Annotated in this window: 20 protein-coding genes and 1 pseudogene; 11 read left to right on the forward strand and 10 right to left on the reverse strand. The window is 58.0% G+C overall.

From position 1 onward, the window contains the following. Positions 1 to 10 precede the first annotated feature (10 nt). The 4 genes from ABH945_RS22720 to ABH945_RS22735 form a co-directional block, all read right to left on the reverse strand. On the reverse strand, positions 11 to 847 hold the full coding sequence (locus tag ABH945_RS22720) for an ABC transporter ATP-binding protein (RefSeq protein ID WP_429252022.1): 837 nt from the start codon (positions 845 to 847) through the stop codon (positions 11 to 13). Continuing rightward, a complete protein-coding gene (gene fhuB / locus ABH945_RS22725; protein ID WP_429252023.1) occupies positions 844 to 2853 on the reverse strand; it encodes a Fe(3+)-hydroxamate ABC transporter permease FhuB in 2010 nt (669 codons plus the stop codon). Before fhuB ends, ABH945_RS22720 begins: the two co-directional genes overlap by 4 nt. Next, positions 2850 to 3767: an ABC transporter substrate-binding protein gene (locus ABH945_RS22730; RefSeq protein WP_429252024.1), complete on the reverse strand. Its 918-nt coding sequence runs from the start codon at positions 3765 to 3767 to the stop codon at positions 2850 to 2852. The genes fhuB and ABH945_RS22730 overlap by 4 nt, the downstream gene beginning before the upstream one ends. A 151-nt stretch (positions 3768 to 3918) precedes the next feature. Continuing rightward, positions 3919 to 6174, reverse strand: a complete 2256-nt coding sequence (locus ABH945_RS22735; RefSeq protein WP_429252025.1) for a TonB-dependent siderophore receptor — start codon at positions 6172 to 6174, stop codon at positions 3919 to 3921. A gap of 370 nt (positions 6175 to 6544) precedes the next feature. On the opposite strand from ABH945_RS22735, the gene ABH945_RS22740 reads away from it, so the two are divergent. The 5 genes from ABH945_RS22740 (at position 6545) to ABH945_RS22760 (ending at position 13241) form a co-directional block, all read left to right on the forward strand. After that, positions 6545 to 7330 carry an AraC family transcriptional regulator gene (locus ABH945_RS22740; protein WP_429252026.1) on the forward strand — a complete coding sequence of 262 codons (786 nt, stop codon included), beginning with the start codon at positions 6545 to 6547 and terminating at the stop codon, positions 7328 to 7330. Between the two features lie 1908 nt (positions 7331 to 9238). After that, the gene (locus ABH945_RS22745; protein ID WP_074769066.1) at positions 9239 to 10093 is read left to right on the forward strand and encodes a MurR/RpiR family transcriptional regulator; all 855 of its coding nucleotides are present in this window, start codon (positions 9239 to 9241) and stop codon (positions 10091 to 10093) included. Between the two features lie 152 nt (positions 10094 to 10245). Continuing rightward, complete coding sequence (locus tag ABH945_RS22750) at positions 10246 to 11295, forward strand: C45 family autoproteolytic acyltransferase/hydolase (RefSeq protein ID WP_429252027.1); 1050 nt, start codon at positions 10246 to 10248, stop codon at positions 11293 to 11295. A gap of 13 nt (positions 11296 to 11308) precedes the next feature. Next, positions 11309 to 12637 carry an aspartate aminotransferase family protein gene (locus ABH945_RS22755; protein WP_429252028.1) on the forward strand — a complete coding sequence of 443 codons (1329 nt, stop codon included), beginning with the start codon at positions 11309 to 11311 and terminating at the stop codon, positions 12635 to 12637. Positions 12638 to 12686: 49 nt separating this feature from the next. Beyond that, positions 12687 to 13241: a carboxymuconolactone decarboxylase family protein gene (locus ABH945_RS22760; RefSeq protein WP_429252029.1), complete on the forward strand. Its 555-nt coding sequence runs from the start codon at positions 12687 to 12689 to the stop codon at positions 13239 to 13241. A 281-nt stretch (positions 13242 to 13522) separates the two neighbouring features. On the opposite strand, the gene ABH945_RS22765 is transcribed toward ABH945_RS22760, so the two are convergent. After that, the gene (locus ABH945_RS22765) at positions 13523 to 13831 is read right to left on the reverse strand and encodes a DUF4148 domain-containing protein (protein ID WP_429252030.1); all 309 of its coding nucleotides are present in this window, start codon (positions 13829 to 13831) and stop codon (positions 13523 to 13525) included. Positions 13832 to 14185: 354 nt separating this feature from the next. Between ABH945_RS22765 and ABH945_RS22770 the strand changes: the two genes are divergently transcribed. The 4 genes from ABH945_RS22770 (at position 14186) to ABH945_RS22785 (ending at position 17837) form a co-directional block, all read left to right on the forward strand. Beyond that, a complete protein-coding gene (locus tag ABH945_RS22770) occupies positions 14186 to 14611 on the forward strand; it encodes an OsmC family protein (RefSeq protein ID WP_074769062.1) in 426 nt (141 codons plus the stop codon). Between the two features lie 248 nt (positions 14612 to 14859). Then, positions 14860 to 15498: a TetR/AcrR family transcriptional regulator gene (locus ABH945_RS22775; RefSeq protein ID WP_429252031.1), complete on the forward strand. Its 639-nt coding sequence runs from the start codon at positions 14860 to 14862 to the stop codon at positions 15496 to 15498. A 31-nt stretch (positions 15499 to 15529) separates the two neighbouring features. Continuing rightward, on the forward strand, positions 15530 to 17086 hold the full coding sequence (locus ABH945_RS22780) for an MFS transporter (protein WP_429252032.1): 1557 nt from the start codon (positions 15530 to 15532) through the stop codon (positions 17084 to 17086). A gap of 478 nt (positions 17087 to 17564) precedes the next feature. Continuing rightward, the gene (locus ABH945_RS22785; RefSeq protein WP_074769056.1) at positions 17565 to 17837 is read left to right on the forward strand and encodes a YodC family protein; all 273 of its coding nucleotides are present in this window, start codon (positions 17565 to 17567) and stop codon (positions 17835 to 17837) included. 153 nt (positions 17838 to 17990) lie between these two features. Here ABH945_RS22785 and ABH945_RS22790 read toward each other — a convergent pair whose 3' ends face one another. After that, the gene (locus tag ABH945_RS22790) at positions 17991 to 18302 is read right to left on the reverse strand and encodes a superinfection immunity protein (protein WP_429252033.1); all 312 of its coding nucleotides are present in this window, start codon (positions 18300 to 18302) and stop codon (positions 17991 to 17993) included. Between the two features lie 218 nt (positions 18303 to 18520). Between ABH945_RS22790 and ABH945_RS22795 the strand changes: the two genes are divergently transcribed. Both ABH945_RS22795 and ABH945_RS22800 read left to right on the forward strand, forming a co-directional pair. Beyond that, a complete protein-coding gene (locus tag ABH945_RS22795) occupies positions 18521 to 19984 on the forward strand; it encodes a M20 family metallopeptidase (protein WP_429252034.1) in 1464 nt (487 codons plus the stop codon). An 84-nt stretch (positions 19985 to 20068) separates the two neighbouring features. Then, positions 20069 to 20899, forward strand: a pseudogene (locus ABH945_RS22800) (malate/lactate/ureidoglycolate dehydrogenase); the annotation flags it as partial. 266 nt (positions 20900 to 21165) lie between these two features. Here the strand turns inward: ABH945_RS22800 and ABH945_RS22805 are convergent. The 4 genes from ABH945_RS22805 to ABH945_RS22820 are packed head-to-tail and all read right to left on the reverse strand — an operon-like array spanning position 21166 to position 26501. Then, the gene (locus tag ABH945_RS22805; protein WP_074769050.1) at positions 21166 to 21525 is read right to left on the reverse strand and encodes a hypothetical protein; all 360 of its coding nucleotides are present in this window, start codon (positions 21523 to 21525) and stop codon (positions 21166 to 21168) included. Next, a complete protein-coding gene (locus tag ABH945_RS22810; protein ID WP_429252035.1) occupies positions 21522 to 23432 on the reverse strand; it encodes an integrase in 1911 nt (636 codons plus the stop codon). Before ABH945_RS22810 ends, ABH945_RS22805 begins: the two co-directional genes overlap by 4 nt. Beyond that, entirely contained in the window at positions 23429 to 25288 is a 1860-nt protein-coding gene (locus tag ABH945_RS22815) for a hypothetical protein (RefSeq protein WP_143026352.1), read from the reverse strand. The genes ABH945_RS22810 and ABH945_RS22815 overlap by 4 nt, the downstream gene beginning before the upstream one ends. Continuing rightward, positions 25275 to 26501 carry a site-specific integrase gene (locus ABH945_RS22820; protein ID WP_429252036.1) on the reverse strand — a complete coding sequence of 409 codons (1227 nt, stop codon included), beginning with the start codon at positions 26499 to 26501 and terminating at the stop codon, positions 25275 to 25277. The genes ABH945_RS22815 and ABH945_RS22820 overlap by 14 nt, the downstream gene beginning before the upstream one ends. Positions 26502 to 26666 lie beyond the last annotated feature (165 nt).

Consider the following 26666-nt stretch of genomic DNA (forward strand, 5'->3'; position numbering starts at 1 on the left):
CCCGGCGGTCTTAGCGGACGAAACTCAATGGCTCGCCGGTGTCCGGGTGCGGCATCACGCCCATCGTGACGCCATAAATGGTGTGCAACTGCCCGGCCGTGACGATTTGCTGAGGCGTGCCTTGTGCAATCAGCCGCCCGTTGCGCAGGGCGACGAGTTCGTCACAGTAGCGCGCGGCCATGTTGATATCGTGCAGCACCACGATCACGCCGAGCCCGCGTTCCGTCGCGAGTGTCCTGATGAGGGACAGCACGTCGACCTGATGCGCTACGTCCAGCGCCGAGGTCGGCTCGTCCAGCAGCAGGCACTCGGCATCCTGAGCGATCAGCATCGCGAGCCAGACGCGCTGCCGCTCGCCGCCGGACAGCGTGTCCACCTGCTGATCGGCGAAACGGCAGACATCGGTGGCGTGCATCGCGTCGTCCACTTTGTTCCAGTCTGTCACGCTAAACCGGCCTAACGGCCCACGCCACGGGTACCGGCCAAACGCGACCAGCTCGCGAACCAGCATCCCGCACGCGGGAGGCGGTGTTTGCGGAAGATACGCGAGCCTACGTGCGAGCTCGCGGATGGGCCAGTTTTCCAGCTTGCGTCCACAGAAATGGATCGCGCCGTGCGTGGGACGCAGTTGCCGGGCGAGCATCCGGACCAGCGTGGACTTGCCCGATCCGTTGTGTCCAATCAGTCCCGTCACGCGCCGCGCATACAACGACAACGAAAGCCCCTCGACCAGCGGACGCCCTTGTATTGAGAACCCGACATTATCGAGCGCGAATACGGCGTGGTCCGTGGGCAAACGGCGCTCAACGTCGGCGTCGAGCGGAAGATCATAGGCAGCGGAGATCATTTCTGCTTCCATAAGAGGATCAGGAAATAGGGACCGCCGACAAACATGGCCAGCAGTCCCGCCGGCACCTGGTTCGGAAACAGCAGGTTCCGGCCCAGCCAGTCGGCGAGAACCAGTAATGCGGAGCCGAGCAGCGCCGCGCCCCATGCCTGGGTCGCGCTGTGTCTGAAACCGGCCATCCTTGCCATGTGTGGCGCCATCAGGCCGATAAACGAAATGGGGCCGACGATCACCGTGGCCGCGCCGGTCGTGACTGCACATAGCGCGAGCATCCATGCCCGGTAGCGGCGGACATCGACGCCAACGGAAAGCGCCGCCGGCTCGCCCACCATCAGTATGTCCATGGGCCGCGCGATAAACGGAATCGACGCAGCGACAAACAGAAGCAGGGCCAGCGCAAGCAACGCGGCCTGCGCCTGCACGGGATAGGTCGAGCCGGACATCCATGCAGTGAGAAACAAGGTACGGGGATCGCCGCTTGCCATCAGCACGGACACGATGCCGCCGAGCACGGTCGTTGTCATCACGCCGGTCAGCAGCAGCCGTTCGGGCGACAGCGCGCGACGCCAGGCCACCGCGAACACGGCGGCAGTCGCCAGCGCTGCGCCGCAACTGGCGGCGGCAATCTGCATTCCTTGAGCGGAGCCTGGCATGACGAACATCAGCACGATCATGCCGAGCGACGCGCCGGACGACACACCGATGATCTCCGGGCTCGCCATCGGATTGCCCGTCATGCGCTGCATCAGCACGCCTGCGAGACCCAGCAGGCCGCCCGCCGCTGCTGCCCCACCGATCCGCGGACCGCGCAAAGGAAACATGAAGCGGACGTGTGACCAGGTGTCCCAGCCCCAGCCGCTCACGCTGCGATTGAACGACGCAGCCGTCACGATCAGCGCGATCAGCGTACCGACGCCCGCGATGGCCCAGATTCCGCCGTGCCGCCGCACGATGCGCGACGAAGGCATCGGCCCGGTTGACGACGGCGCGGTTTCACGCAGGCTACGCATCATGACAAGCAGCAGCGGCGCGCCGACGAGAGCCGTCACCGAGCCAGTCGGAAGTTCATTGCCGGGCGTGCTCCACACTTGCACGCAGCCATCGGCCAGCCAGAGCAACGCGGCCGAGACGAGGGACGCCCAGACCAGTCGCTGCCGCAATCTCCTCGCGCCGCTGAGCCGCGCAAGCCACGGTCCGGTCAGGCCGACGAAGCCGATCATCCCGACCGAACTCACGACAGCGCCAGCCAGCGCAGACGCCACTACCAACGCCGCCACGCGAATCAGGCGGGGCGATAGTCCGATGCTGCGCGCGCTTTCGTCTCCCAGTTCCAGCACGGCGAGAGGACGGCTGATCAAAGCCACGACCAGCACGCCCGCGAGCCACTCCTTGAGGAGATGGGCGGCTGTCGTCCAGCCGCTCTGGTACAGGCTGCCGCTTTGCCAGAGAAAAACGGACACAAGGTCTTCGCCGAAGAACAGCATCAGCACGGAAGTGGCTGCGCCTGCCGACAGCGTGACGAGCAATCCGCCCAGGATGACGCCGATCGACGAGAACGCGTGCCGCCACGCAATCGACATCACGATACCGAGCCCCGCCAGTGCACCGATCAGCGCCACCCCTTCCTGTCCATGGACGAGCAGCGCGGGAAACCACAGCGAGATGATGACGAGCGACAGGCTGGCCCCTGCCGATACGCCCAGCGTCGTCGGATCGGCGAGCGGATTGCGCAGTACGTGCTGAAGGATCGCGCCGGACAGCCCGAGCATGCCGCCGCCAATCAGACAGACGACGCAGCGCGGGAGGAACGAATACTGCGCTGTCAGCACGCGCAGGTCGTCTGCCTCTTTAAACGCGAACAGCGTGGCCCACTGCGCGACAGGTACGTTACGCGCAAGATCGACGGCTGCGAGCCACGCCGCGAGCGTCATCAGAATCAGGACGACATAAGCGGGTCGTAGCAAGCGCGCGGCAGCGTATCGACTTCCGGTCGTGGCGCTCATCATGCGTGCCCCCGTGCGAGCATCGCAGCCTGAAAGTGCTCTGCGAACTGGACCGCTGTCGGCAATGCGCCCATCGGGTCGAAAAGCGCGATCGGATAGACTCGGCGCTCGCGCACCATCGGTAGACGGCTCCAGATTGGGCTTTGTGACAGTTGCGCCATAGCGGCCTGAGTCTGTTCGCCGTAGTCGATAAACAGCAGGTCGGCCTCGGGCACGGTCGCCAGACGATCAAGTCCGATCTGCGCGCAACCGTAGGCGTTCGTGTGCCCCGTCCACGCATTCTCGAAGCCGATCCGCTGCAACACGTCACTGGACACGCTGTTACGCGCATACAGCAGAATGCTTCGTCCCGACGGATCGAGTTGTGCGATCAGCACGGGTCGCTTCGCGTCGCCACGCATCCGGTCGCGGATAGTTTCGAGGCGCTTGTCTGTCCATTGCCGGTACTTCCGCGCGGCGTCGATTCGTCCGATACGCTGCGCCACGCGAAACATCTCTGCGCTGGCGTGTTCGACAAAATCCGCGCGGCCGCTGCCGGTGTAAATCTCCATCACCAACACTGGCGCGACCTGTTCGAGTACGCCCTTAAGACTCGCGCTCATTGCTTCGATAACGATCAGCTCGGGCCGAAGCTCGCGGAGTATCTCCAGATTGGGCTCGAAAGGGTAGCCCACATCCATCACGCCAGGCGGTAGCGCCGGCGTTCCACCGATAGCGGCATAAATTCCCTGCGAGCCGACCGCTACCGGCGAGACGCCGAGCGACAGCAACGTCTCGGTGCCGATCCGGTCGGGCGTCGCGACACGAATGCCCGCAGCGGCCGGCCGTGCCGGCGGCATAGCCCAGACGCCAGGTGATGCCGCCGACAGCATCAGCGCGCGCAATACATCGCGCCTCGTCAATTTCAGGACTCCCATTTCATTGATGCACTTCATCTACGATTCGATGTCCACTCACGCCATGCAGTCAATCAAGCAGAAAAGCCCTGCCTGGTTGCGCATCAGGCAGGGCAAAGCGATACGACGGGTTCAGCCAGTACATCCACGCTGCCCTGGACTCAAGCTTGCATCACAGGGCGGCCCGCAAAGTAAACAACACCTGGCGGCGATCGCCGTAGAAAAGACTCCCGGTACTCGCGATGGATTCGTAATAGCGGCGGTCGAAAAGATTCGTCACGTTGATCGCCGCGGACAGGTTCTTGTTGATCTGATAGCCAAGCCGCAGATCCACCGTTGCGTGTCCGCCCTGGGCAACCGTTCCCGTACCGTCCGTCGCGCTAATGCCACTCGACACCACCGTCCCGCCGCCTACCGAGAACTTGTTGAACTCGCCCGGCAGACGATAGTTGGTCCACAGCTTCAGCAGATGCTTTGGTGAAATGGCCGAGAAACCGATGTAGTCGGGGTTGGAGCTGGAGTCCATGTAATAGGTATCCGTATAGGTGTACCCCGCGAATACCGACCAGTTCGGCGTGACATAGCCGGTTGCCGTCATTTCGACGCCACGGCTGCGCGCCTTGCCCGTTGCGATATAGAAACCTTGATCCGGGTAACGCGGATCAGCCATGCCGCGGTTTCTCTCCGTCAACTGGAACAGGGCCAGCGAAGTGTTCAGGCGACCGTGCATATAGTCACCCTTCACGCCGACTTCATATTGTTCGCCTTCGATCGGCTTGATAATGTTTCCCGATGCATCCGTTTCCGTTTGCGGGACGAAGATCGACGTGTAGCTCGCGTAGACCGAGTGGTGATCGTCGATGTCGTAGATCAGCCCCGCGTAAGGCGTGATCTTGCCCGTAATGCTGCTATGCGTGACGGTATCGCCAAACGGATTCTCCGATGCGTTGGGCGTGTAGGTTTCGTTCCACCACGTTCCGCGCAGACCGAGCACCAGCGTCAACGGATCGAGCAGGCTGATGCGCGCGTTGCCATAGAGACCATACTGATTCGTCACCGTGGTGCGTCCATAGACAGGACCATCGAATGCCGGCTCGGCGGAGAGATCCGAATAGAGGCTGCCGGTGAACTCGCAGAAATTCCCCGAGCTGCCGAGCAGCGCGTTGTCGCTGTCGCCACAATAGTAATTGGTCTGCTTCAGGCTCTCTCTTTCATAACTGGCGCCGACCGTCAAATGGTGCTCGCGTCCGAACAGCGTGAACGGCCCGTTCGCCATCAGGTTGATCGACTCCTGTTGATCGTCGAACCTGAACTTATCCGAACTGAACGTCACCTGGTTGTCCGGACTGACAGTGGTGAGCAAGGTCTCGTTGATCAGCGAGTAGCGGTTCTCGAGATAGTTGAAGTCGAGATTCGCTTTCCAGCCGCCGCCGAGCTTTTGCTCGACGCCGGCGAATGCCGTGACGATATCCGACGAGGCGTGATTCCATGGCGCACCGAAATAGGCAGAACGGGACACTGGCACGGGCGAGTAGTTGTCATAGACCGGATCGCCGTTCCAGGACGCTTTCTTGTCGGTCCGGTCGTAACTCGCGCCGACCCGAACCGTCGTGTCGCGCGTGAGGTCCGCTTCGAGCGTGCCGTACACCGATTTGTTGCGCTGCCAGGTCGAGTCCTGCAACAGGTCCTGATAGTTTTCGCTGGCCACGACCCGGCCGCGCAAGGTTCCCGCTGCATTGATGGGACCGCCGATATCGACATCCGCACCCAGATGGCTACTGGTACCGCCATAGAGTTCCGCGTTGGCGCTGAACGTCGACGGCGCGCGCTTGCGCACCAGGTTGATCGAGCCGCCGGGACTGCCGAAACCGTTCAGCAGGCCATCCGGACCGGTCAGCACCTCGACGCGGTCATACATCACGAGGCTGGGGGCAATCGATGCCAGGTTCTGCGTGGTGGGCACGCCGTCCAGCAGCCAGGTGTCGACCGGGAATCCGCGAGCGTAATAGTTCGACCGGTCGGAGTCGCCATGAAAGACGGTGACGCCGGGCGCATAGGTCATCGCGTCGTCGAGCGTTCGCATGCTTTGCTGCTGGATCTGCTCCTGGGGAATCACCGTGACTGACTGCGGGATTTCGCGCTGACTCAACGGTATTTTCGAACCAACCGTGGTCGCCGGATTGACCGCCTGCGCGAGTTTGTCCTGATCCGCGCTCACTTTGATGGCCGGCAGGGTAGGGGCGGCCGAAGCCTGAGCCGATGTTGCCGCCGCTGGCTGTGCCGCCTGTGAGGCTGGCGTGGTCGACGTATCACCCGATTGCGCGTGAGCTGCTGCCGTGAACGCGATGCCTGCCGCGAGCGCGCTCGCCGTCAGCCCATACCGCCTGCCCTTATTGCCCCGCGATTGCCCAACTTTCCTGTTTTTCATTCCCCGTCCTACAGATTTTCAATATCAAAATGAGTCGGCTCATTGCGACGACCCTCCACTGAAACGAGCTTTGTTTGTAGGAACAATTTTGTTTTTATCGATGGGCTCAGCCCCGACGCCCCGCTACCTCGCATGACGACGGAGAAGGCCTCAAGCCGCCTTCGTACGCTATGCCGACTTGACACCATGATTGGCGCACAGATATGTAATGAGAACCATTAACTATTGAGGCGACCATGGCGCCTTGGCGACCGTACGAGAGGATAGCGGCTCGCGGTCCCGATAGGTTGAAATGAAGTAGTGAGTTTTCGAAGCATTTATTCCATTTTGAGCTACCATAGCGAATTTTGTCGGCCAAGCGGAATAAACCGTGAAAGAGTTCCTTGTAAGGCAGTATCCAAGAAGCCGGGAGCGCATCTCGCGGCCCGTATTTGCTGCGGTTTCCCGCTATGAACATAAGGACGTTTCGGTCTGGCATCAGCATTCCTACGGCCAGTTGGCGTTTTCGATTCGCGGTGTCGTGCGGATGCTGACGCCGACACGCACGTGGACGTTGCCGCCGTCGCGTGCGATCTGGCTTCCGTCCTATGTCGACCACGAATTGCACGCAGTGGGAAAGTCCGAGCTTTGCAATGTATATATCGAACCTGAGTTGTTCCCATGGTCCTGGACAAAGCCGACCATCATTGCAATTACCCCGCTATTGCGCGAGTTGGCAATTCTGGTGAGTGAGGGCGGGGGAGAGTACAGTCCGGACAGTCGCGCGGCTCGTGCTGCATCGTTACTACTTGAAATCCTCGCTGAGCAGCCTGCGCTGCCCGAAAGCGGAATTCCGCTCCCCCGCGACGAGCGTCTGCTGGAAATCTGCGCGCACTTGCTGAACGATCCGGCCAGCAATCAATCGCTCGATGTGTGGGGCGAGAAATTCGGCGCCACCGGGCGCACGCTAGCGAACCGTTTTCGCGAGGAAACTGGGCTGACGTATGGTCTGTGGCAGCGGCAGTTGAGGGTCGCGGAGGCCATCACCCGGCTTGCGAACGGGCAGACTGTCGCGAAAGTGGCGGCCGACCTTGGCTACAGTACATCCAGCGCTTTTATCGCCATGTTCCGGCAAGCGACTGGGGACTCTCCTCAGCACTATCTTGTGCCTAAGTAGGCCGGCGCTGCTCGCGGTGAAGGCATCGATTTGTCACTGACTTGTGGCGGTGGATTGATAGCCTGGTTTAGTTACCACTCCACCGGATACGAATAAAAATTTGTGTTTTTTAGGGTGCATAAAACGGCGCGCGAAAAAGATCGGTGGATAGCGACCGCGCTGCGGCAACTGTAGTGGGCAAACATGTCCGCAGACGTACCCCTGCGAGTGACCGTTATAGTCAAGTTGCTGACATCAAGCGTTATTGTGTTGAATGACAATTGTGGGTCGGAAGGGTGAGTTCATTCATTGAAATAGCGGCAATTTGGCTGCCTGACCTGACCATGCCACCGACTGCCTTCAGCCACACTGCCGACGTAGCTGCCTGCCGTTCTCAGTGTCCGCTTCGGCCTATATGTACTGGTTGAGCAACGGACTGGTTTCAAACAGAACTGAACGGTCCAATGACCGTTGTACGTTCCAGTCGAGGGGCGGGAACTTGCCCACAGACCCATTCGCCATTGCGGAAAGCCGATATCGACCGCACTTGAGCGACGAATGTTGGCAAAGCACTCTCTACGCCGTACCTGTCTCGGAAGGCAGCCGTCGGCAATGGCCGCCCTCCAACTCGCGCAACTGCGCGAACGAACGTTGCATCTGCAAGTTGACGTTGATTTCCCTTTCGGTGAATGAGCCTTGGCCGTGCGATCGAGGCGCCCCGAAAATCTGCTGAAGTGAGCGAGCCCGGCAGATCCGCTCCCACCAGCTCGACCGGTGATAAAAGCCGGTTTATCGGTGCGCCCAGTATCCTGCAGCTTGACCACCGTCCTGTATGGCAACGCTTGGAAGCTAACCCTTCTGGGGACGGACCTGATGTCTAGCATCGCACCTACCGCCCGCCCCCGGGGCGCCGCTTGAACTACGTTCTACCGGTTGCTCTCTCCCGCGCCAGGCGGCGATCGTCCGTGACCGCTATTGCGGAGTTCATCTGGGACGCCCCCAAGATGCATTGACCTTCCTGCATTGCCCGCATACTCCCTCCTCGACAGTCGCGCCGCCATCGACGTCGCAGCCAGTCGCGAAGGCGCTCGCCGGGTCCAGCCACTCTTTCAACAGCTTTTCTTTGGTCTACCGGCTTGACCATCGAGGGTTCCTCGTGCCATCCGTCTGGCTCCAGACAGGCGTGCTGGATGTCATCTCGAAACTGGCAACAGAGCCAAGTGAAGCAGCCAACTGATATGACGATTCTTCGATGTGCACCACGACTACGTGACGCAGTAGACGCTCGAACCACACAGCTGCTCCCACGCCGTCGCCGAACACGTCGCCTCATTCATCGAAGCTTAGTTTTGATGTCAGGATTATTGCGAATCAGGTCAACAGGCCGATAGCCGATCTCGTCAACGAGGAGCAGACTGTTGCGCGCAAGGCAGCGCAAGCGCTACGTCAGGAGATCGAGTCCGCGTCTGAAAGTACAGCGACTGCGAGCGTCACAGGTTTAGGCGGAGGCGCACCCGGAGCCGCTTTGACGGGCACGCGAGGCATGCCAGAATTATTTGCAAGCTGGATATCTCAAGATCAGATATGTTTGATTAAATTTTTTCTTAGAGTTTGATTTTTAAAGAACCATGTTTTTATCCGGCATGCGAAGGTTTTCTAAAAAGACGCTCGTAGGTTTTTCAACGCTAGAAAACGCATCCGCAACGCAGAATAGAGTTGGCTCGAATACCTTATCGCACAAGGAGCTGTGATCTGCAGGCGAGTTGCCAGACCAGTTTTAATTGCATCAAAAGGCAAGATCAACTTTGTTTGTCGCAAACCAGCTTTCGTTTACCTCTCACCACCAGCGTTTTTCCCACCTGTTGACCCCACCAGACCCGGTGGTAACATTTGTTGTCATCCATATCGACGGCTCGTCCGGACCATCGCATGCCAGACAGTTTTGACCAGCTCGCCGCCCTGATCCGGGCACGCTTTGCCGAACTGAGTCCGCAGTTCCAGATGGGAGCGGGTTTCCTGCTCGATCATCCCGACGAGGTCGCGGTCTCGTCCATGCGCAAGGTCGCCGAGCGCGCCCAGGTGCAACCGGCTTCGCTGGTGCGTCTGTCCCAGCAACTGGGTTTTCCCGGCTGGAACGAGTTGCGCAACCTGTTCGTCGCGCGCGTGCGTACGCGGCCCGAACCGCTTACGAGCCGCGCGCGTTCGCTGGTCAAATCGAAAGACGCATTGGCGAACGATCTGCTCGTTGCGCAGCAACATAATCTCGATGTCACGGCCGCGCACAATGGTCGCGTGATCGTCGAAGCCGCGCGTCTGTTGCGGCGCGCATCGCATGTGCACGTGGCCGGGTTCCGGTCGTGTTATGCGGTGGCTTTCGGCCTCGTGTACGGCTACCGGCTGTTCCGGCCATCGGTGTCGCTGCTCAACGGCGAGGCTGGTACGCTCGAAATGCAACTGCGCACCGTCGAGCGAGACAGCGCAACAATTGTTGTCAGCTTCGCGCCATATTCAGTCGAAGCGGCGCGGGTCGCCGAGGCCGCGCTTGAAAAGGGCAGCAAGCTGATCGCGATCACGGATAGCGCGGTCTCCCCGATCGCGCTGAACGCCGACAAGGTGTTGATCTTCTCGCACGAGAGTCCTTCGTTTTTTCCGTCGCTGGTGGCGGCAACCGCGATCGCCGAATCGCTGGTCGCGCATCTGCTTGCGCTCGAAGGCGCGGGCGCGGTCGAGCAGCTTGCCATTGCCGAACAGTCGTTGCACGCGAAGGGCGCGTACGTGCCTTGAGTCTTTCCGTTTAGACCTTCAGACGATCCGGCTTGAAATCAGCGGTGTCATCGTTTGGAGTCGCATCGCGTGATTTGACAACAAATGTTGTTTTGACGTATAAATATGTACCGATTGTTGATTGGGTGCGAGTCGTGACGTCGAAGCAGGATTTGAATCTTTTTCAGGTGATCGGCGAGCCGTATGAAATCGGCTACCGGCTCGGCGCAATCGCGCGGCCGGTATTCGCCGATTACATGGAGCAAAGCCGCGCGTGGCGCGCGGTGCGGTCTTGGCGCGGCGATCCTTTCGTGCAGAAAATGCGCGAGGCGGCACATGTGCAGTTTCCAGCCTTACTGGCCGAACTCGATGGCATGGCGGCAGGTCTGGAGTGGTCGGCGGAAGATGTGTTTTTGTGGAATTGCCGTGGCGAGTTGATCCACAACGCGCCGGACGGCTGCACGACACTGGCGGCGGCTGAAACCAACGCTACCGCACTTTTCATCGCGCACAACGAAGACGGCGATCCGTTTCTGCGCGAGCGCTGTGCGATGGTCGACGTGCAGCCTGTCGGCAAACCCGGTTTCGTCAGTTTCTACTATCCCGGTTCGTTGCCGGGTCATACCTTCGCCGCCAATCGCGCTGGCATTGCGCAGGCGATCAACAATCTGCGTATCCGCATGCCACGCGTCGGCGTGCCCAGGATGATCCTCGCGCGCGCCGTGCTCGACGCAGCCTCGCTCGACGAAGCATTGCGAATCCTGCGTACGGTGCCGTCGGCGAGCGGTTTTCATCACACGCTAGGTTGTGCGGGCGACGCGCGTTTGTTCAGCGTCGAAGCGACCACGCAGCGGTGTTCGGTGCAGCGCGTCTCGCGGCTCTCCGGTCACGCGAATCACATGATTCATCCCGGCTGCGAAGCGGAAGCGCAAATCGTCACGGATTCGTCGCGTGACCGGCAATTGCGAGTGGAGGCATTGCTGCCAGCGCTCGCGCTCGCCACGTCGTTGCAACCTGCGGCATTGCTCGACGTGCTGCACGATCGCGCGCCAACAGGCTTGCCGATCTACCGCGACGATCCGCTCGATCCCGACGACGAAAACACGCTCGCCACCGCGCTCTTCGACATTGGCGAAGCAGGGGTGTCGATGAACGTATTCCGCCAGCAGCAATGTGCGTTCGACACCTTCATTGCCCGGCCTCAGCGCGACCCGAAACAATAAGGAATAGCCCATCATGTCCACTGTTTTTCATCGTTCGCCGAAGCAGACGTTGCCTGTGGCCGTTGCAGGCGACGGCATCGAAATCGTCGACTCGACCGGCAAGCGTTACATCGACGCATCCGGCGGCGCGGCCGTTTCGTGTCTCGGCCACAGCAACCAGCGTGTGATCGACGCGATCAAACGGCAGGCGCAACAGCTGCCGTACGCGCACACTTCGTTTTTCACGACCGAACCCGCCGAGGAACTCGCCGACTATCTGGTTTCGCGCGCGCCGCAAGGGCTGGAGCATGTGTACTTCGTGTCGGGCGGATCGGAAGCGATCGAGGCCGCGCTGAAGCTCGCGCGCCAGTATTTCGTCGAGACGGGGCAAACGCAGCGCCGGCACTTTATCGCGCGTCGGCAGAGCTATCACGGCAATACGCTGGGGGCGCTGGCGATCGGCGGCAACGCATGGCGTCGCGAGCCGTTTCTGCCGATCCTGATCGAAGCGCATCACGTGAGCCCGTGTTACGCGTATCGCGAGCAACGCGCCGACGAAACCGAAGAGGCGTTCGCACAGCGTCTCGCCGATGAACTCGAGCAGAAGATTCTCGAACTCGGCGCGGACACGGTCGCAGCGTTCGTCGCGGAAACGGTAGTCGGTGCGACGGCCGGCGCAGTGCCGCCGGTGCGCGAGTACCTCCGCAAGATTCGCGCGGTGTGCGACCGCTACGGTGTGCTGCTGATTCTCGATGAAATCATGTCGGGCATGGGCCGCACCGGCTATCTGTTCGCGTGCGAAGAAGACGGCGTGGCGCCCGATATCCTGACCATCGCGAAGGGGCTCGGCGCGGGTTATCAGCCGATCGGCGCGACGCTGGTGAGCGACCGGATCTATCGGGCGATCGTCGGCGGATCGGGCTTTTTTCAGCACGGGCATACGTATATCGGCCACGCTACCGCCTGCGCGGCGGCGCTTGAAGTGCAGCGCGTGATCGATGAAGAGAAACTGCTGGCAAACGTGCAGGCACGCGGCGAGCAGTTGCGCGGACGACTGCGCGAGCATTACGCGCAGCATCCGCATATCGGCGATGTGCGTGGGCGCGGGCTGTTCGTCGGCGTAGAGCTGGTCAGGGACCGCGCGAGCAAAACCCCGTTCGACGCGGGTCTGAAACTGCATGCGGCGATTCGTCGTGAAGCGTTCGCGCGCGGCCTGATGGTGTATCCGATGGGCGGCACCGTCGATGGCAAGGTCGGCGATCACGTACTGCTGGCGCCGCCGTTCATCTGCACCGCGCGCGATATCGACGAGATCGTCAGCCGGCTTGCCGATGCAATCGACGGTGCGCTCGCTGGCCTTTGAGCAGCCGGTTAATCTGAACACGTCGTTTATCGCGAGCAGGAGCACGATCATGACCCCGCGTTTGCCTCACTTCGACATCTCCGGCGCCACACCCGAACAGCAGGCCGTGCTGGACGAAATTCTGTCCGGTCCGCGCGGCAATCTGAATGGGCCGTTTCTCGGCTGGATTCATAGCCCGGAGCTGGCGCAGCAGGCACAGCGTCTCGGCGCGTTTTGCCGCTATCGGACTGGCCTGCCGCTGCGTCTGTCGGAACTGGCGATTCTGGTGACGGCGGCGCGCTGGCAGGCGCAGGCGGAATGGCACATTCACTATCCGATCGCACTCGAAGCCGGTGTCCCCGAGGAGGACGCGGAGGCGATCCGTCAGGGGCACCGTCCCACTTTCGCAGATGCCGACGACGCGTTGATCCACGATTTCGCAAGCGAACTGTATGACACGAAACGCGTGTCGGACGCGACGTATGCGAAGGCTGTAGATCGTTTCGGGCATCAGGTGGTGATCAACCTGGTCGGCCTGCTGGGCTACTACGCGCTGGTGGCGATGACGTTGAACGTGTTCGACATGCGGGCCATCGGGCAGCAGAGTTTGCCATTCACCGAATGACCGGACGCGCGGGAGTGCCGTGTCGGGCATTGCGTCTGATCTGGATGGAGTTCTTTCAAACCGCGCCGTTATTTCTACTTCGCTGCGACTCCGGGTTATCGACTCAACGCGCAGATACGCAGTGCGCAAAATAAAAGCGCCCCGGTTGCAAAAAAAACTCGGCAACCGGAGCGCTTCAGGGTGCAGTAGTGACATCACCCGCTTCAACCATCTTCAGCGACCCGTCCACTCAAGCCGCAACCTGCGCGGCTGACCTGTCACTTACCAGGCCACGGCGCGCATCAGTGACCGCGATAAATCGACAGCGGACCGTGTTGCACCGAAGCCGACGCGCCCGATTCCGACGAACCCGCGTTCACGCCGCCCACATCCTGCGAACCCTGTGCCGAAGCAAGCACCGCTGCGCCGTTTTGCGGGACGGCCTTCGGATATTGCGTGTCGTTCTGATACAGGAGGCCCGCTTTTTGCGCCGTAACGATTTCGGCGCGCACCTGAGCGCGAGTCAGCGGCGCGTTGGCCTGCTGCGCAAACGAGATAGCCGGAACGACCAGAGTCGACGCAACCAGAACGGCTGAAATAAGTGATTTCATGATGACCTCCAGAATTAGATTGTTGATGGAACCGGTTTGAATCATGTTTCCCGATCCGATGAATTCAGTTTATTTTCTGTAAGGTAAGGTATAAAGCAACTTTTTTCGAAATGATTGTTACGTTTTTAGGTTTAATCGATTTGGGTAATTTTCCTTGCCGACGTTTGGCTCACCGTCATCACGCCGGCATGGGGAAGCGCCTATGATGGAGTTCGGTCCACGCCCGCATCTGCGGCGCCGCGCAGGAACTCGCGACCGATGCCCAACCGCAAACCATCCGGGGCGTGGCTGTTGCGGTGGGTGTCAATTCGTCGTCGTGCTGCGCGCGAAGCAGGGCATTAACAGGAGAGAGCGATGAAGCGCAAGGCATCAGCAGTCTGGCAAGGCGGCCTGCAGGACGGCAAGGGCTCGATTTCCACCGACAGCGGGGTCCTCAAGGAAACCCAGTACTCGTTCTCGACCCGCTTCGCGGACGGCATCGGCACGAATCCGGAAGAGCTGATTGCGGCTGCGCACGCGGGCTGTTTCTCGATGGCGTTGTCGGCGGAACTGGGCAAGGCCGGCATCACGCCGGAGCGTATCGGCACGACCGCAACCGTCACGCTCGACAAGGACGGCGGCGGCTTTTCGATCACGGCGGTGCATCTCGACGTGGCAGTGAAAATTCCGGGCGGCGACAAGGCTGCTTTTGAAAAAGCCACCGCGGACGCGAAAGCGGGTTGTCCGGTGTCGAAGGTGCTCAACGCGACGATCACGATGGATGCGAAACTCGAAACCTGAGGCGCTTTTGAGTTGACGCAAGTTTGATGAAGCCGGCGGCGGGGTTATCTCCGTCGCCGGTTTTTATTTCAGCTGACTGCATTAGCGGACGCCTGGACGGGGCGTTTCGTCGGCAAACAAATGGATCGACGTGAGCCATTTTTTCGGGCCGACAATCAACGGTTTACGCAACGGCCACACTTCCTCGCGGGTACCGTATCAAACTCCCGCCCTTGCTTTCTTGAACGGTTAGTCATAATATCCGTCACATGAAGCAATCTGGCAATCCAAAGCAATCCACCAAGAAAGCGGGTGAAGTGTGTTCCCGTGGGCGCCCGCGCGAGTTCGATACCGCCACGGTATTGACCAGCGCGAGCCAGGTGTTCTGGAACCATGGCTACCACGCCACGTCGATCGACGACCTGTGCAAAGCCACGGGCCTGTTGCGCGGCAGCCTGTACGGCGTATTCGGCGACAAACACGGCATCATGCTCGCCGCGCTGGATCACTATGCGGAAGGTTCGGTCGCGCGCCTGGCCGAACGGCTGAACGCGCCGGTGCCGGCCGAAGAGTCGCTACGAAACGCCTTGCTGCACTACGCGAAAGTCGCTTGCGCGCTGACCGGCGAGCGTAGCTGTTTCATCACGAATACCACGCTGGAAATGCAGCCCGGCGACGAAGAATTACGCACGCGCGTCGCCGCGATCCAGCGTCGCATGGCCACGTTGCTCGCGGCATCGGTGATACGCGGGCAGGCGAGCGGCGCATTCAATTCGACGCTCGACGAAAAAGCGGTCGGCGATTTCCTGCTGTGCGTGATGCAGGGTCTGCGCGTGTTAGGGCGGGTCGCCCACAAGGAAGATGCGTTAATCGGAATAGTCGACGTCGCAATGCGCGCCCTCGTCTAAATTTTTTTGTCGAATTTTTGAACGATCGGTCATGAAAGACGAATCCCTCAAGTCCGCTGCGGCGGCATTCGTTGGACCCGCCGACGCGACGGCAGGCGTGGCGACCTGTCCGGGCGCGGTCGCTGCGGGCATGGCGCGATCGGCGGAAAAGCACGTGGAAAGGGCCGTGCCTCGCTTCGAGCGGCAAGGGCTCGCGCTTGCCGTACTGTTCGTCGGCGCATTCCTCGCGCCGCTCGATTACTTCATCGTCAACCTCGCGCTGCCTTCGATTCACACCGGCCTGAACGCCACCGACGCGCAATTGCAACTCGTGGTGTCCGCGTACGCATCGGCCTATGCGGTGCTGCTGATCACCGGCGGGCGTCTCGGCGATCTGTTCGGCCGGCGCCGCATGTTCATGACCGGCATGGCGGCGTTCGTGGTTGCGTCGGCGCTGTGCGGTTTCGCGACCAGCGGCCACATGCTGGTGATTTCGCGGATCGTGCAGGGCATCGCGGCCGCCGTGATGGCGCCGCAGGTGCTCGCGACCATCCGCGCGGTGGTGCCGCTGCATCAGCAAACCAAAGTGATGAGCCTGTATGGCTTCGTGTTCGGCTTGTCGTCGATCGTCGGTCAACTCGGCGGCGGCGCGTTGATCACATACCACCCATTCGGACTCGACTGGCGGATCATCTTCCTGATCAACATCCCGATCGGCATCGCGGCGTTCATCGGTACATGGAAGTTCGTGCCGGAGAACCAGCCCGCGACAAGCACGGGTGTGGATCTGAAAGGCGTGGCGTTGCTGTCGGCGGTATTGCTGCTCGTCATCTATCCGATGACGCACGGCCGCGAAGCCGGCTGGCCGACGTGGACCTTCGTGATGTTCGCACTCGCGGTGCCTGTGTTCGCGCTGTTCGTGGCGACCGAGCGTCGGGTCGAACGCGGCGGTGGTCATCCGCTGGTCGATCTGAAATTGTTCCGCAACCGGGCCTTCGCGTTGGGTCTTGTGCTCGCGTTCCTGTTTTACTGCAACAGCGCGTTTTTCCTGACCTATGGGATTTTCCTGCAGACCGGTCTGCACTGGACGCCGCTTGCGTCAGGTATCGCGATCATGCCGTTTGCGATCGGTTTTGTGCTCGGGCCGCTGACATCGCCGGCGGTGGTCAAACGGATTGGCAGCCACGTCCTGACGCTGGGCTTCTCGATGATGACAGTCGGCTTCGCCGTGACCGGCTGGGCCTCGACCCAGACCGTGTCCCCGGACCTGCTGTTTTACTGCGGGCTGTTGTGCGCAGGCGTCGGCCACGGCCTGCTGCTGCCGTCGATCATGCGCATCGTCTTGCTGGAAGTCGTGCCGGAAAAGGCGGGGCTGGCCTCGGGTGTGGTGTCGTCGACCTTGCAGATCGGCTCGGCGTTCGGCACGGCGGCGATCAGCGGCGCGTTCTTCGGCGCGATTGGCGGCAGTACCGCGCCTGCCGCGTATGCCCACGGCTTTCAGGTGAGCCTCGCAATCAACGCGTTGCTGATGTTTATATGTATTGGTTTGAGCGTGCTACTGGTTCGGCATCAGCAATTTGTGTTGCGTCGCGCCACGCAAGCCGTTTGAAAAATAACCGGACCGTAATCGTTTTCAGTGGTTGCATTGCGGAAAATATTATCCGGTTTAAACAAAAACATAATTAAGCGCCACGTATTTACCGATGAGTCGGCTGTTCATAGGTAAGTTTCAATTTTAGATGGCCGGGAATAAACCCTACGGTTTTCCGGGAGTTTGGATATGAAGAAACCGGGCGCGCTTTCCACCTTGGGTGACAGCGTGCATACGGCAGGCTTGGCGATCGTGCGGTGCCGCACATAGCCGCATCTGGCGGATTATTCAGGGATTTTCCTGGTTTCAACTCGTGCAGCTTCGGCTGGATCGTTATTCCCGTGAATCTGAAAACGGTATCTATAAAAAGCGCTTGCTGCGAATAAATTCAATTGTTAATCTTGGCGAACTTTTAGAGTTTTCCTTCAGTAGGGCTAAAGTCGAGAAACCCGGTGCAATGACTTAATAAAGCTCAACGGTTCCGTAGGGGGTAATTATGCTGACCGCTACCATTGACGCATTCGAGACACCGCCAGCCGCACGCTTTAACGTCGGCGACGTCGTTACGTTGAAGGAGGGAGGCCCGCGCATGACCGTGACCTATGCAGGTCCGGTTGCGCTCAACCCCGGCGACTGGCTGATTTGCGAGTGGTTCGACGAACACGGCGAACTGCGCCGCGAGATGTTCGCGCCCGCCAACATGCGCGCTGAGCCCCGGTCCATTCCGGCTGGTTCCGTGCTGTGGAATCGCGTAGGCCGGGCTGCCTGACAGCTTGTACGGCGAAGTGGTCCGATAATCCGCGCAACACGCTTAAACCCGATCTTTGTCCTGGCCGGCCGGTTACTCGGCCGGCTTTTTTTTGCGCGTGTTTTGCCGCATGCCGTTTGCTGCTTGCCCCATGCAGCGCCCGCCGCAACTCGCTTAATTTTCCGGATGGTCCCGCGTCGCCTCGCGACGTTGCACGCGCGCCATCAAGGCGGACGAAAACGCCCGCATCCGCACGATTTTCCGCGTCTGCACGACTTCGCCCGCGACGTTCTTCGGCGGATTCGGTTGCAGCGACCAGTAGAGCGCGAGCAGCCAGCCGAACACGGTCCAGCCGAGGCACGCGTTGAACAGCGCCAGCGTCAGCACGTCATGGCGCTGGCGACGGTCGGCGAGTATGGCCGGCAGAAAATACAGCGTTAGCGCGAGCACGGCGGCGATAGCCTGAACGATGATGTTGCCGCTCATGAAACCGCTCCCGATGTGTGAAAGATGCTCCGATTGTCGCGCGAACCGGTGTCAATTGCGCGGCTTCGAAGGGCGCATTGTCAGGCACCGCCGCCGCGCACGCTATCCCAAGCCAGCAGCCCCTCCGCCAGCCCGGATATATGGCAGGGGGTTCAGCCGATCCCGCATCCAGACTATCATGATCGTTTCGACTGACCCGATCCCCCACGGACGCCATCATGATCTCCGACGATACGACCCAGCAGGCCCAGCGCATCAACCCGGACAAGCTACGCGAATTCGTAGACCGCAAGTGGAACGACGAGATCGTGCCCGCGCTGACGGACTACATCGCGGTGCCGGCCAAGAGCCCGGCGTTCGATCCTGAGTGGGTCAAGCATGGCTACCTGGAGCGCGTGATCACCGACGCCGCGCAATGGGCCGAACAGCAATCCGTGCGCGGTCTGAAGCTCGAAGTCATTCGTTTGCCGGGCCGCACGCCGGTGATCTTTTTCGAAACGCCCGCCACGCGTTCGGGTAGCGACGAAACGATCGTACTGTACGGTCACCTCGACAAGCAGCCGGAATTCGACGGCTGGCGCAACGACCTCGGCCCGTGGACGCCGAAGCTCGAAAACGACAAGCTGTACGGCCGCGGCGGCGCGGACGACGGCTACGCAATCTACGCGAGCATCACCGCGCTCGCCGCGCTGGACGCGCAAGGTGTCGAGCGTCCGCGCTGCGTCGGTCTGATCGAAACCTGCGAAGAGTCGGGCAGCTACGACTTGCTGCCCTACGTCGACGTGTTGCGCGACCGGCTCGGCAACGTCGGCCTCGTCGTGTGTCTCGATTCGGGCGCGGGCAATTACGATCAACTGTGGCTCACCACGTCGCTGCGCGGCCTGGTCGCCGGCGATCTCGAAGTTCACGTGCTCGACGAAGGCATTCACTCGGGCGGCTATGGCGGTATTGCGCCGTCGAGCTTCCGCATCATGCGTCAACTTTTCGATCGTCTCGAAGACGCCGCGAACGGCACGTTGTTGCCGAAGGGTTTTCATTGCCCGATCCCCGCCGACCGTCTGCGTGAAGCGGAAGCCACCGCGCAGATTCTCGGCGACGACGTCTGGAAGAAACTGCCGTGGGCGTGCGGTCAGGATGGCGGTCAGGTCCTGCCCACCACGACCGATCCGAAAGAGGCGCTGCTGAATTCGACGTGGCGCCCGTCGTTGTCGGTGACGGGGGCGGCGGGTTTGCCCGCGCTCGCCGATGCGGGCAACGTGCTGCGTCCGCGTACCGCGTTCAAGCTGTCGCTGCGTCTGCCGCCGACGATCGAAGCGGAGAAGGCCGTCGCCGAACTGAAGGCGCTGCTCGAAGTCGATCCGCCGTACAACGCGAAGGTGACGTTCAGGCCCGACGCGGGCGCGGCTAGCGGCTGGAGCGCGCCTGACCTCGCGCCGTGGCTCGCCACCGCGCTGAACGACGCGTCGCGCCAGCACTACGGCGCGGACGTCGCCTACATGGGCCAAGGCGGCACGATCCCGTTGATGAACGTGTTGAAGGCGGGCTTCCCGAAGTCGCAATTCATGGTGTGCGGCGTGCTTGGGCCGAAGTCGAACGCGCACGGGCCGAACGAGTTCCTGCACGTGCCGTACGGCAAGAAGCTGACGGCAGCGGTGGCCGAGGTGATCGCCGCCGCGCCGTGAGTTTTTGAAGTCGCGAGGAGGTTTTGTTTCCCGTCCGCAACTTCAACTGACACGCCAACTTCAACACGCCGAATGACCGACCGAATGACCACCCGCGCGACTGCTCAGCCCGCCACGCCCCGGATTCCAGCCGATCGACTGCACGCCTATATCGAGGCGATCTGGGAGAAGGCCGGCAGCACGCCGCGCGAGGCGGCGCTGGTCGCGGATCATCTGGTGGCGGCGAATCTGACCGGTCACGACTCGCACGGCGTGGGCATGACGCCGCGCTATGTCGCGTCGCTGGCCGACGGCGAGTTGAAACTGAACCTGCATGCCGAGGTCGTGAAAGACGCAGGTGCGGTGCTGAGCGTCGAAGGCGGCAAGGGCTTCGGTCAGGTGGTCGCGTTCGAGGCGATGGAGCAGGGCATCGAACGCGCGAAACGGCTCGGTATTTGCGCGGTCGGCTTGCGCGGCGCGCATCACATCGGCCGCATCGGGCATTGGGCCGAGCAGTGCGCGCGCGCCGGTCTCGTGTCGTTTCACTTCGTCAACGTGGCGGGCGATCCGCTGGTTGCGCCGTTCGGCGGTGTGGACCGGCGCATCGGCACGAATCCGTTTTGCGCGGCTTATCCGCGCCCCGGAAAGCCGCCGCTCGTGCTCGACTTTGCGACCAGCACGGTCGCCTACGGCAAGACGCGGGTCGCGTACAACCAGCACAAAGAGGTGCCCCCCGGCTCGCTGATCGATCACGAAGGCATGCCGACCCGCGATCCGAAAGTCATGCACGAAGCGCCGTTCGGTTCGCTGACGCCGTTCGGCGGTCACAAGGGATTCGGCCTTGCGGCGATGTGCGAGATTTTTGCGGGTGCGTTGTCGGGCGGCTTCACGACTCACGCGACCACGTTGGGCACGACGAACGCGATCATCAACTGTTCGTATATGCACAAGTACGTACGAAATGGACAGTTGGAATTTCTTGCATATCAATGAGTTAGGTTTTTGGAGTTGTCCACCTGTTTGGCACAAAAAATGGACGTAAGCACGCACGGCATGTCCATTCAAAAAGATGCACTATTTTGCTATCCCGGCCTCGTAGTGATACATCATTGAGCTTCACTACCAGTGTCGCGTTACCCAGTGGTTCGCGGGCCCCTCTGCGCAGAGAGAACTGCACTTTCGAAGTATGCCAATGTTCGTAGTCATCTACTGCGAATCGGAACAACGCTCCCGCCTCTTAGATTGACGAGTTCTGTTTTTAGCTCTCGAACCTGTCGTAGTAGCGATATTTCGCGCGAGATTGCTGCCTCGTAGCGTAGGCGCAGTTCTTCGATTTTCCCCTTCAGCTCCTCAAGTCGCATAGCCCCATCATCATTGACCAACTGCATCTCTTGGTTAGCCTGTTCTATGGCTGAAATCAAGGCGGCGAACTGCGGGCGCGATTTTTTGATACTTCCCTTCTTGCGCCCGGCCTCGATGGCGACCGTGTCGTTGTTTATCTTTGCCTTCCGTGCCCTAAGCCGGTCGAGCGCGGCGAAGTAGTCGTCAAGTGAGGACCTCATGCTTGCCCCTCCGAAAGAATTTTTGCTTCGACGTTGAGGAGTGTCTCAAGCGTTTCGGATTCAATTCGGTACTCGACGGAGTCGGGTGAATGTTTGAGCAGCGCTTCTACACGCGCTTTTTGTGCTTTCGCAACGCGCTGCAAGCGAGAGAGGTGAATAATGAGGTGCTTGCAATCTTTCTTTAGGCATTCGAGCTGTAACCACTCTAGCGGTGGCATCTTGCAGGGAGTGGTGCTCGCACATCCGCCTAGAGGTGTATCTTGATGAGCAAGCAATCCCTCCTTAAACATCCGTCGTGCCTCTTCCCTCGAATAAACCGAGACAGGTGAGGTTTTTACCGCGTTACTTTGAACCCATTTCGCATGTCCACCAGACAGTTTCTCTTCTGACTGTAGAACGTTTATCGTGTAACCGAGAAACTGTGCTCCTGCCAGTGCGCTTCGCCATTCGAAGGCGAAATGGTCCTCAATTTCACCGATGAAATTTTCGGCGAAAGCCGAGCCGTTGGTGTAATACATCGCCATCTCATTTGTTAGATGGTGCAATTGGCGCTTCAATGTATCGAGCGTGACCAGTCCACTTCGGTGGGCATACACCGCAAGTGTGCGTCGCAGTTGATGCCTTGTGAAGGGCCACGCTGCTCCAACGGAAAACTCCTTTTCAGAATCCCATGCACGAAAGAAATCGATACGCTTAAGTTCGATGACATCTTCCTTCGTGATGACAAGCTCGGCGCGCGCGCATAGTGCGTCGAGATAACGGTCCATTCCAGTCTGAGGTAAATTGGCGAAATAGGTTGAACGAGATAGACCAGAGCGACAGAAAAGAAGGTGTGAACCGTCAATGGAATCAGAGAATTTGGTACTTCCAAAATGACTGTGAGTTTCAGACGAAATGAGCTTCGCGATTGTTATTGCGCGAGCGCCTGAGCGACTGGTGACCCAACGGGCGCGGCGGATGTTCCGGCCTTTAGTTTTTGAGCTAACGCCCTCAACGATGTAATGAACGACGCCATCGAGGGGCTCAACTTTCAGACAATCGTAAGGAAGACTGTCGACCTCATCGTGGCGCATGCCTGTGTAAGCCAAAATCAAAATCTGCAGAACATTTTTTACTTCCCCTATAACCCTAAATAAACCCTTCGTTGTAATTGGTTGTTGATGATAATTGAAAAGCTCGACCAGTACGTCTGACGCTAGGGAATTTGGTTGTTTATTTAACCGAACATGTTTGATTTGTGAAACCAAGTCGGATGCAGCCGCTTCAATGATATCTAACTCTATATTGCAAATCGAAAGAATCTTGCTGTATATTCTGGTGGGGATAACCGCGAATTGTCGGGATTCCTTTTTCTGATTTATTTTATTAACAAAAATTTTTTGCGCTTGTTTGAATGGTATTTCAACGCCAGTGTGGTCCTTCCCTAAGATTGATAAATCTTTAAATATTTTATGCAATCTGCTGCATTTGTTTTCGACTCCCGGGATTGATGCAAAATCTTTTATTGAGTCAATATCACCCATCGCTTCATACAGAGTTTGTCCACGAAAAGCAGAAAAAATGCAAAAATCTCTGATTGCGCCTAACTTCTCACGAAGCGTACTTGGGGCCACGCCGCTCGGGCCATTGTCGTTAATCAAGAAAAACATTACTTGTTTAACTTGAATCGCGGATGCGCGATAAATCGAATCATCTGTGCCGAGCGGTGTAAGTTGAGTAAAATATAAAAAACTAATCGCCCGGTAGTTTCCATATGCTTCGATGTTCCAAATTGATTCGCCAAATAATGACCTCGGACGACCTTTTTCGTCAATTGTTGCACAGGATTCATCTGAAATTTTTCGCCAGCTCTCATCGCTCGCAGATGGCGTGCGCAATATGTTTTTGTTGATTGTATTATTTTTCATGCTAGTCCTAGTTCAATGAGCATTTCTAGTTTGTTACTCCAAAAAGGGTCCAACTCTCCCGTCGTCTCCACTTCTTCCTGCACTTTTGCAACAAGTGCAGGTTCGCGCTTCCGCAGTTCCTCGATGAGAAAATCAAGCCGTCGTATAATTGGGCTATAAGTTTCCTCATAGTGCTCCATCGAGCGAACTCTGTTGCTGACTAACCGAACGCAAAATCTGCAACTTAAAATTTTCCGTATATCGACTTCATCGGAAAAAGCACGATGTTTGTTGCAAAACAAACATCCTTCTGTTGAGTTGCAATCTGGCGTGACCGGCGGGTTGTCAATTATTTTCTCGGGTTGTTTGAAACTTTTACAAATACCTATGCCATTTTCCTTGCCGCCGGTTTCGCTGTATCTTGGTCGAGTAATGATTTGGTCAATAGCATCGTAAAGAACCCCCATCTCGGATTTGTGCTCGGTATCGGTACCACTTGAGTAGCTCTTCAGCGCCACTGCGAGCGAGTGCTGTGCCATATCGACGGCCACTGGAATTCCATAATTACGAGCAACCCAATGGGTTTTTGTGGCTCGCCACTGCCTAGATGTTATATGGGGCAACGTAATACCGAACTCGCGTAGGCGTTGCTCCAACATCTTGAACATATCCCGGTTGAGCTTGGTCGGCCTGTTATCTCGGCCTAGCATCACAAGAAGGTATGGAAATTTTTTTCCGCCGAGGATGTATTTTCGAAGTTTAAGGAATAATTTCAGAGAAGGGATGAATTGCAATGAAACATCAAAGCTAACCAGTCGACCTTTTGCTCGATATTTTATGCGGCGGAGTGACTGTTTCAATATCTGACCAGAATCTATATTGGTCTCTAATTCATTGCTCCATGGAAGCTCAAGGAACTGCGCAAGATTCATCGCAAGCTCTATAAAAAACAACGCCGCAAAGCAGTATATCGCGATGGCGGAATGGAACATCCGAATTGAAGAATTTCTATTGCTGTTTGCCTCTCTAAGCATCGCGATGGCGGATGCCCGACTGTTTTTCGCTTGAAGGAGAGGGTTAAATCCCTGATTTTCTTCGTACTCTAGGGTCAGCGTTTTAATACTTTTTACTTCACATTTCTTAAAATCCCATCCGCTAACTATATTGGCATCCTCATTATAATAGAGCGGATGTATGACAATGTCGGGGTGACCCGGAGCGCTTTTGATTGAAATTGGATATGATTTGAATTCGAGCAATAAATCCGTGATGACTTTATACCATGTCTGACACCAATAAATTACAATGCCCTGGTCATGTGCTCTAGGAATCTCAGAGTTTTTTGTGTCGCGAGCGTCTCTCTTTGTTGGCTGCAAGTCGGCGCCGAAATCTTCATTTTCGAAAAATAGAGTAAAAAAATTCTTGAGAGTGCTTTGTGTATCTGATGTGCCATTTGTTTTTCTTAGTCCTACCTTGACTTCTCTATTCAGTAATTTGAAGTAGATTGATAGAGCTACTTCTGTTTCGGCCTCGTCACAAAGCACTGAAGATTTTTCATTGTTATCAGACCAATTCAAGAATTCGATGATTTTCTGTGCGTGATTCCGTACGGTAATTGGCCGTAGATAGTTGATTTCGAGTTCATCGCTGAGTATGCAAATAATTCGTCGAACGGCAGTGATTCGCTCTTGGCTTAAGCTATCTTCATCAAATGTCTGTTTTTTTCGTGCTGGTGAAGATGTATTTCGAGCCAGATAGCAAAGTTGTCCAATGAAAATTCGGTGATTTATGCCTTCAAAGACTAGCAAGGCTCTCTCAGGATGCAAAAGGATAGTTCCTTTTGCTAAGGGCATATCAATATCTTCAAGAATTGGCATCGTTAGCTACGGAAGAATTGAAGGCCTGTTTTGCCAGGTTGTTGAGTTCTTGATTCCAGCCTTCCTGTGCTGCTTTCAGAGCCGCGGCGCCTGTGCTCCCTTTAAGGTATCGAACCGTGATAGTGACGCTCGAGTGCCACAGCAACTGTCGCAAGAAGTCTAATACTGTGGATTGGGATGTTTCACCTCTCTGGATTGCAGGTTGTAATGCCTCCAGAAAATTTCGGCCGAATGTTGCTCTGAGGTCATGAAATTTGAACGTATAGCTGTCGTCGCAGAGACGTTTTCTCATCTCGGGTAAGAGCTTTTCCTTAATGAATTGCCGTACCGCTTGTCCCGTTTTTAAATGTCGGACTGTATGTGGACTGATGGAGCGATGTCTTGTGTTTCGTGGTTGATAAAACATCGTTCCGCTTCGGCTAAGAAATAGAAGTTGCTCGCTATGGTCACCATCGGTCGCACGGCTTCTGCGCTTGCGAGCGCGCTCGCTGAGCGCATAGGTGTGCAACGTCTCGTATAGCCAAAGAGGCAAGTGAATCGTGCCTCGCTTTTCTTTCTTCGTATCAATCGATGTACCTAGTCCAGCTTTAAGGCGGATGTCATCACCCGCAAATAGCTCTGGCGCGGTTTCGAAATGCGACACGCGCATTGTCAGGATGGTCTGAATCCTTGCACCTGTATGTAGTGCGAGGATAAAGATAAGGCTCATTTCTGTATTTCTTAGGCAAATTAATGATTCGACTAGATGTACCTGTTCGTTGTGGGGGAGAGCTCGAAGTTTCTGCCCATCAAGGATGCGTGTGTCAAATGGGTCGACAGAGGCAGGGACGTCTATTGATAAATCGGTGGTTCGAATAGGATAGCTCCAGTTGTAGCCAGATTCATTTTCTCGGCGGACTTGACTGGGTGATTCAATCCACATCTGATTCTCGGGCCTGAAGCCTAAGTCGTCGAACAACCATCGGTAAAATCGGACAACGGTAGACATTCGTCGTTTCGCGATGCTGACAGAGATGATGCGTCCCCGCGCCGATGTCGTAAGCCATGCCTTGTATCTGTACGTCGGGCGACGTTGCTTCATTTTCCCGAATGCGAGCCAGTCGATATCCATCTCTTCAAGAAATCGCCTATAGGCAGCGAGGTCGTCAGCCACATTTGAATATGTAAGCATGTTCGGATTAGTCGCGTCCCCGACCAAGTCGACTATCCACATGGTTGCTTCTGCCCAAAGTGAGCCATCGCCGCAAAATACCGCTGGAAAATGAAGAAGCGCGTCATATCCACACTGCTCCATGTACTCTATGTCAGGGGTTGTGTAGTACCGTTCGCGTGCTCCTTGACCTAGTGCAAGAGACACGCAAGCTGCCCCAGCGCTTGT

The sequence above is a fragment of the Paraburkholderia sp. GAS333 genome, from assembly GCF_050435665.1.
GTDB classification, from domain to species: domain Bacteria; phylum Pseudomonadota; class Gammaproteobacteria; order Burkholderiales; family Burkholderiaceae; genus Paraburkholderia; species Paraburkholderia fungorum_A.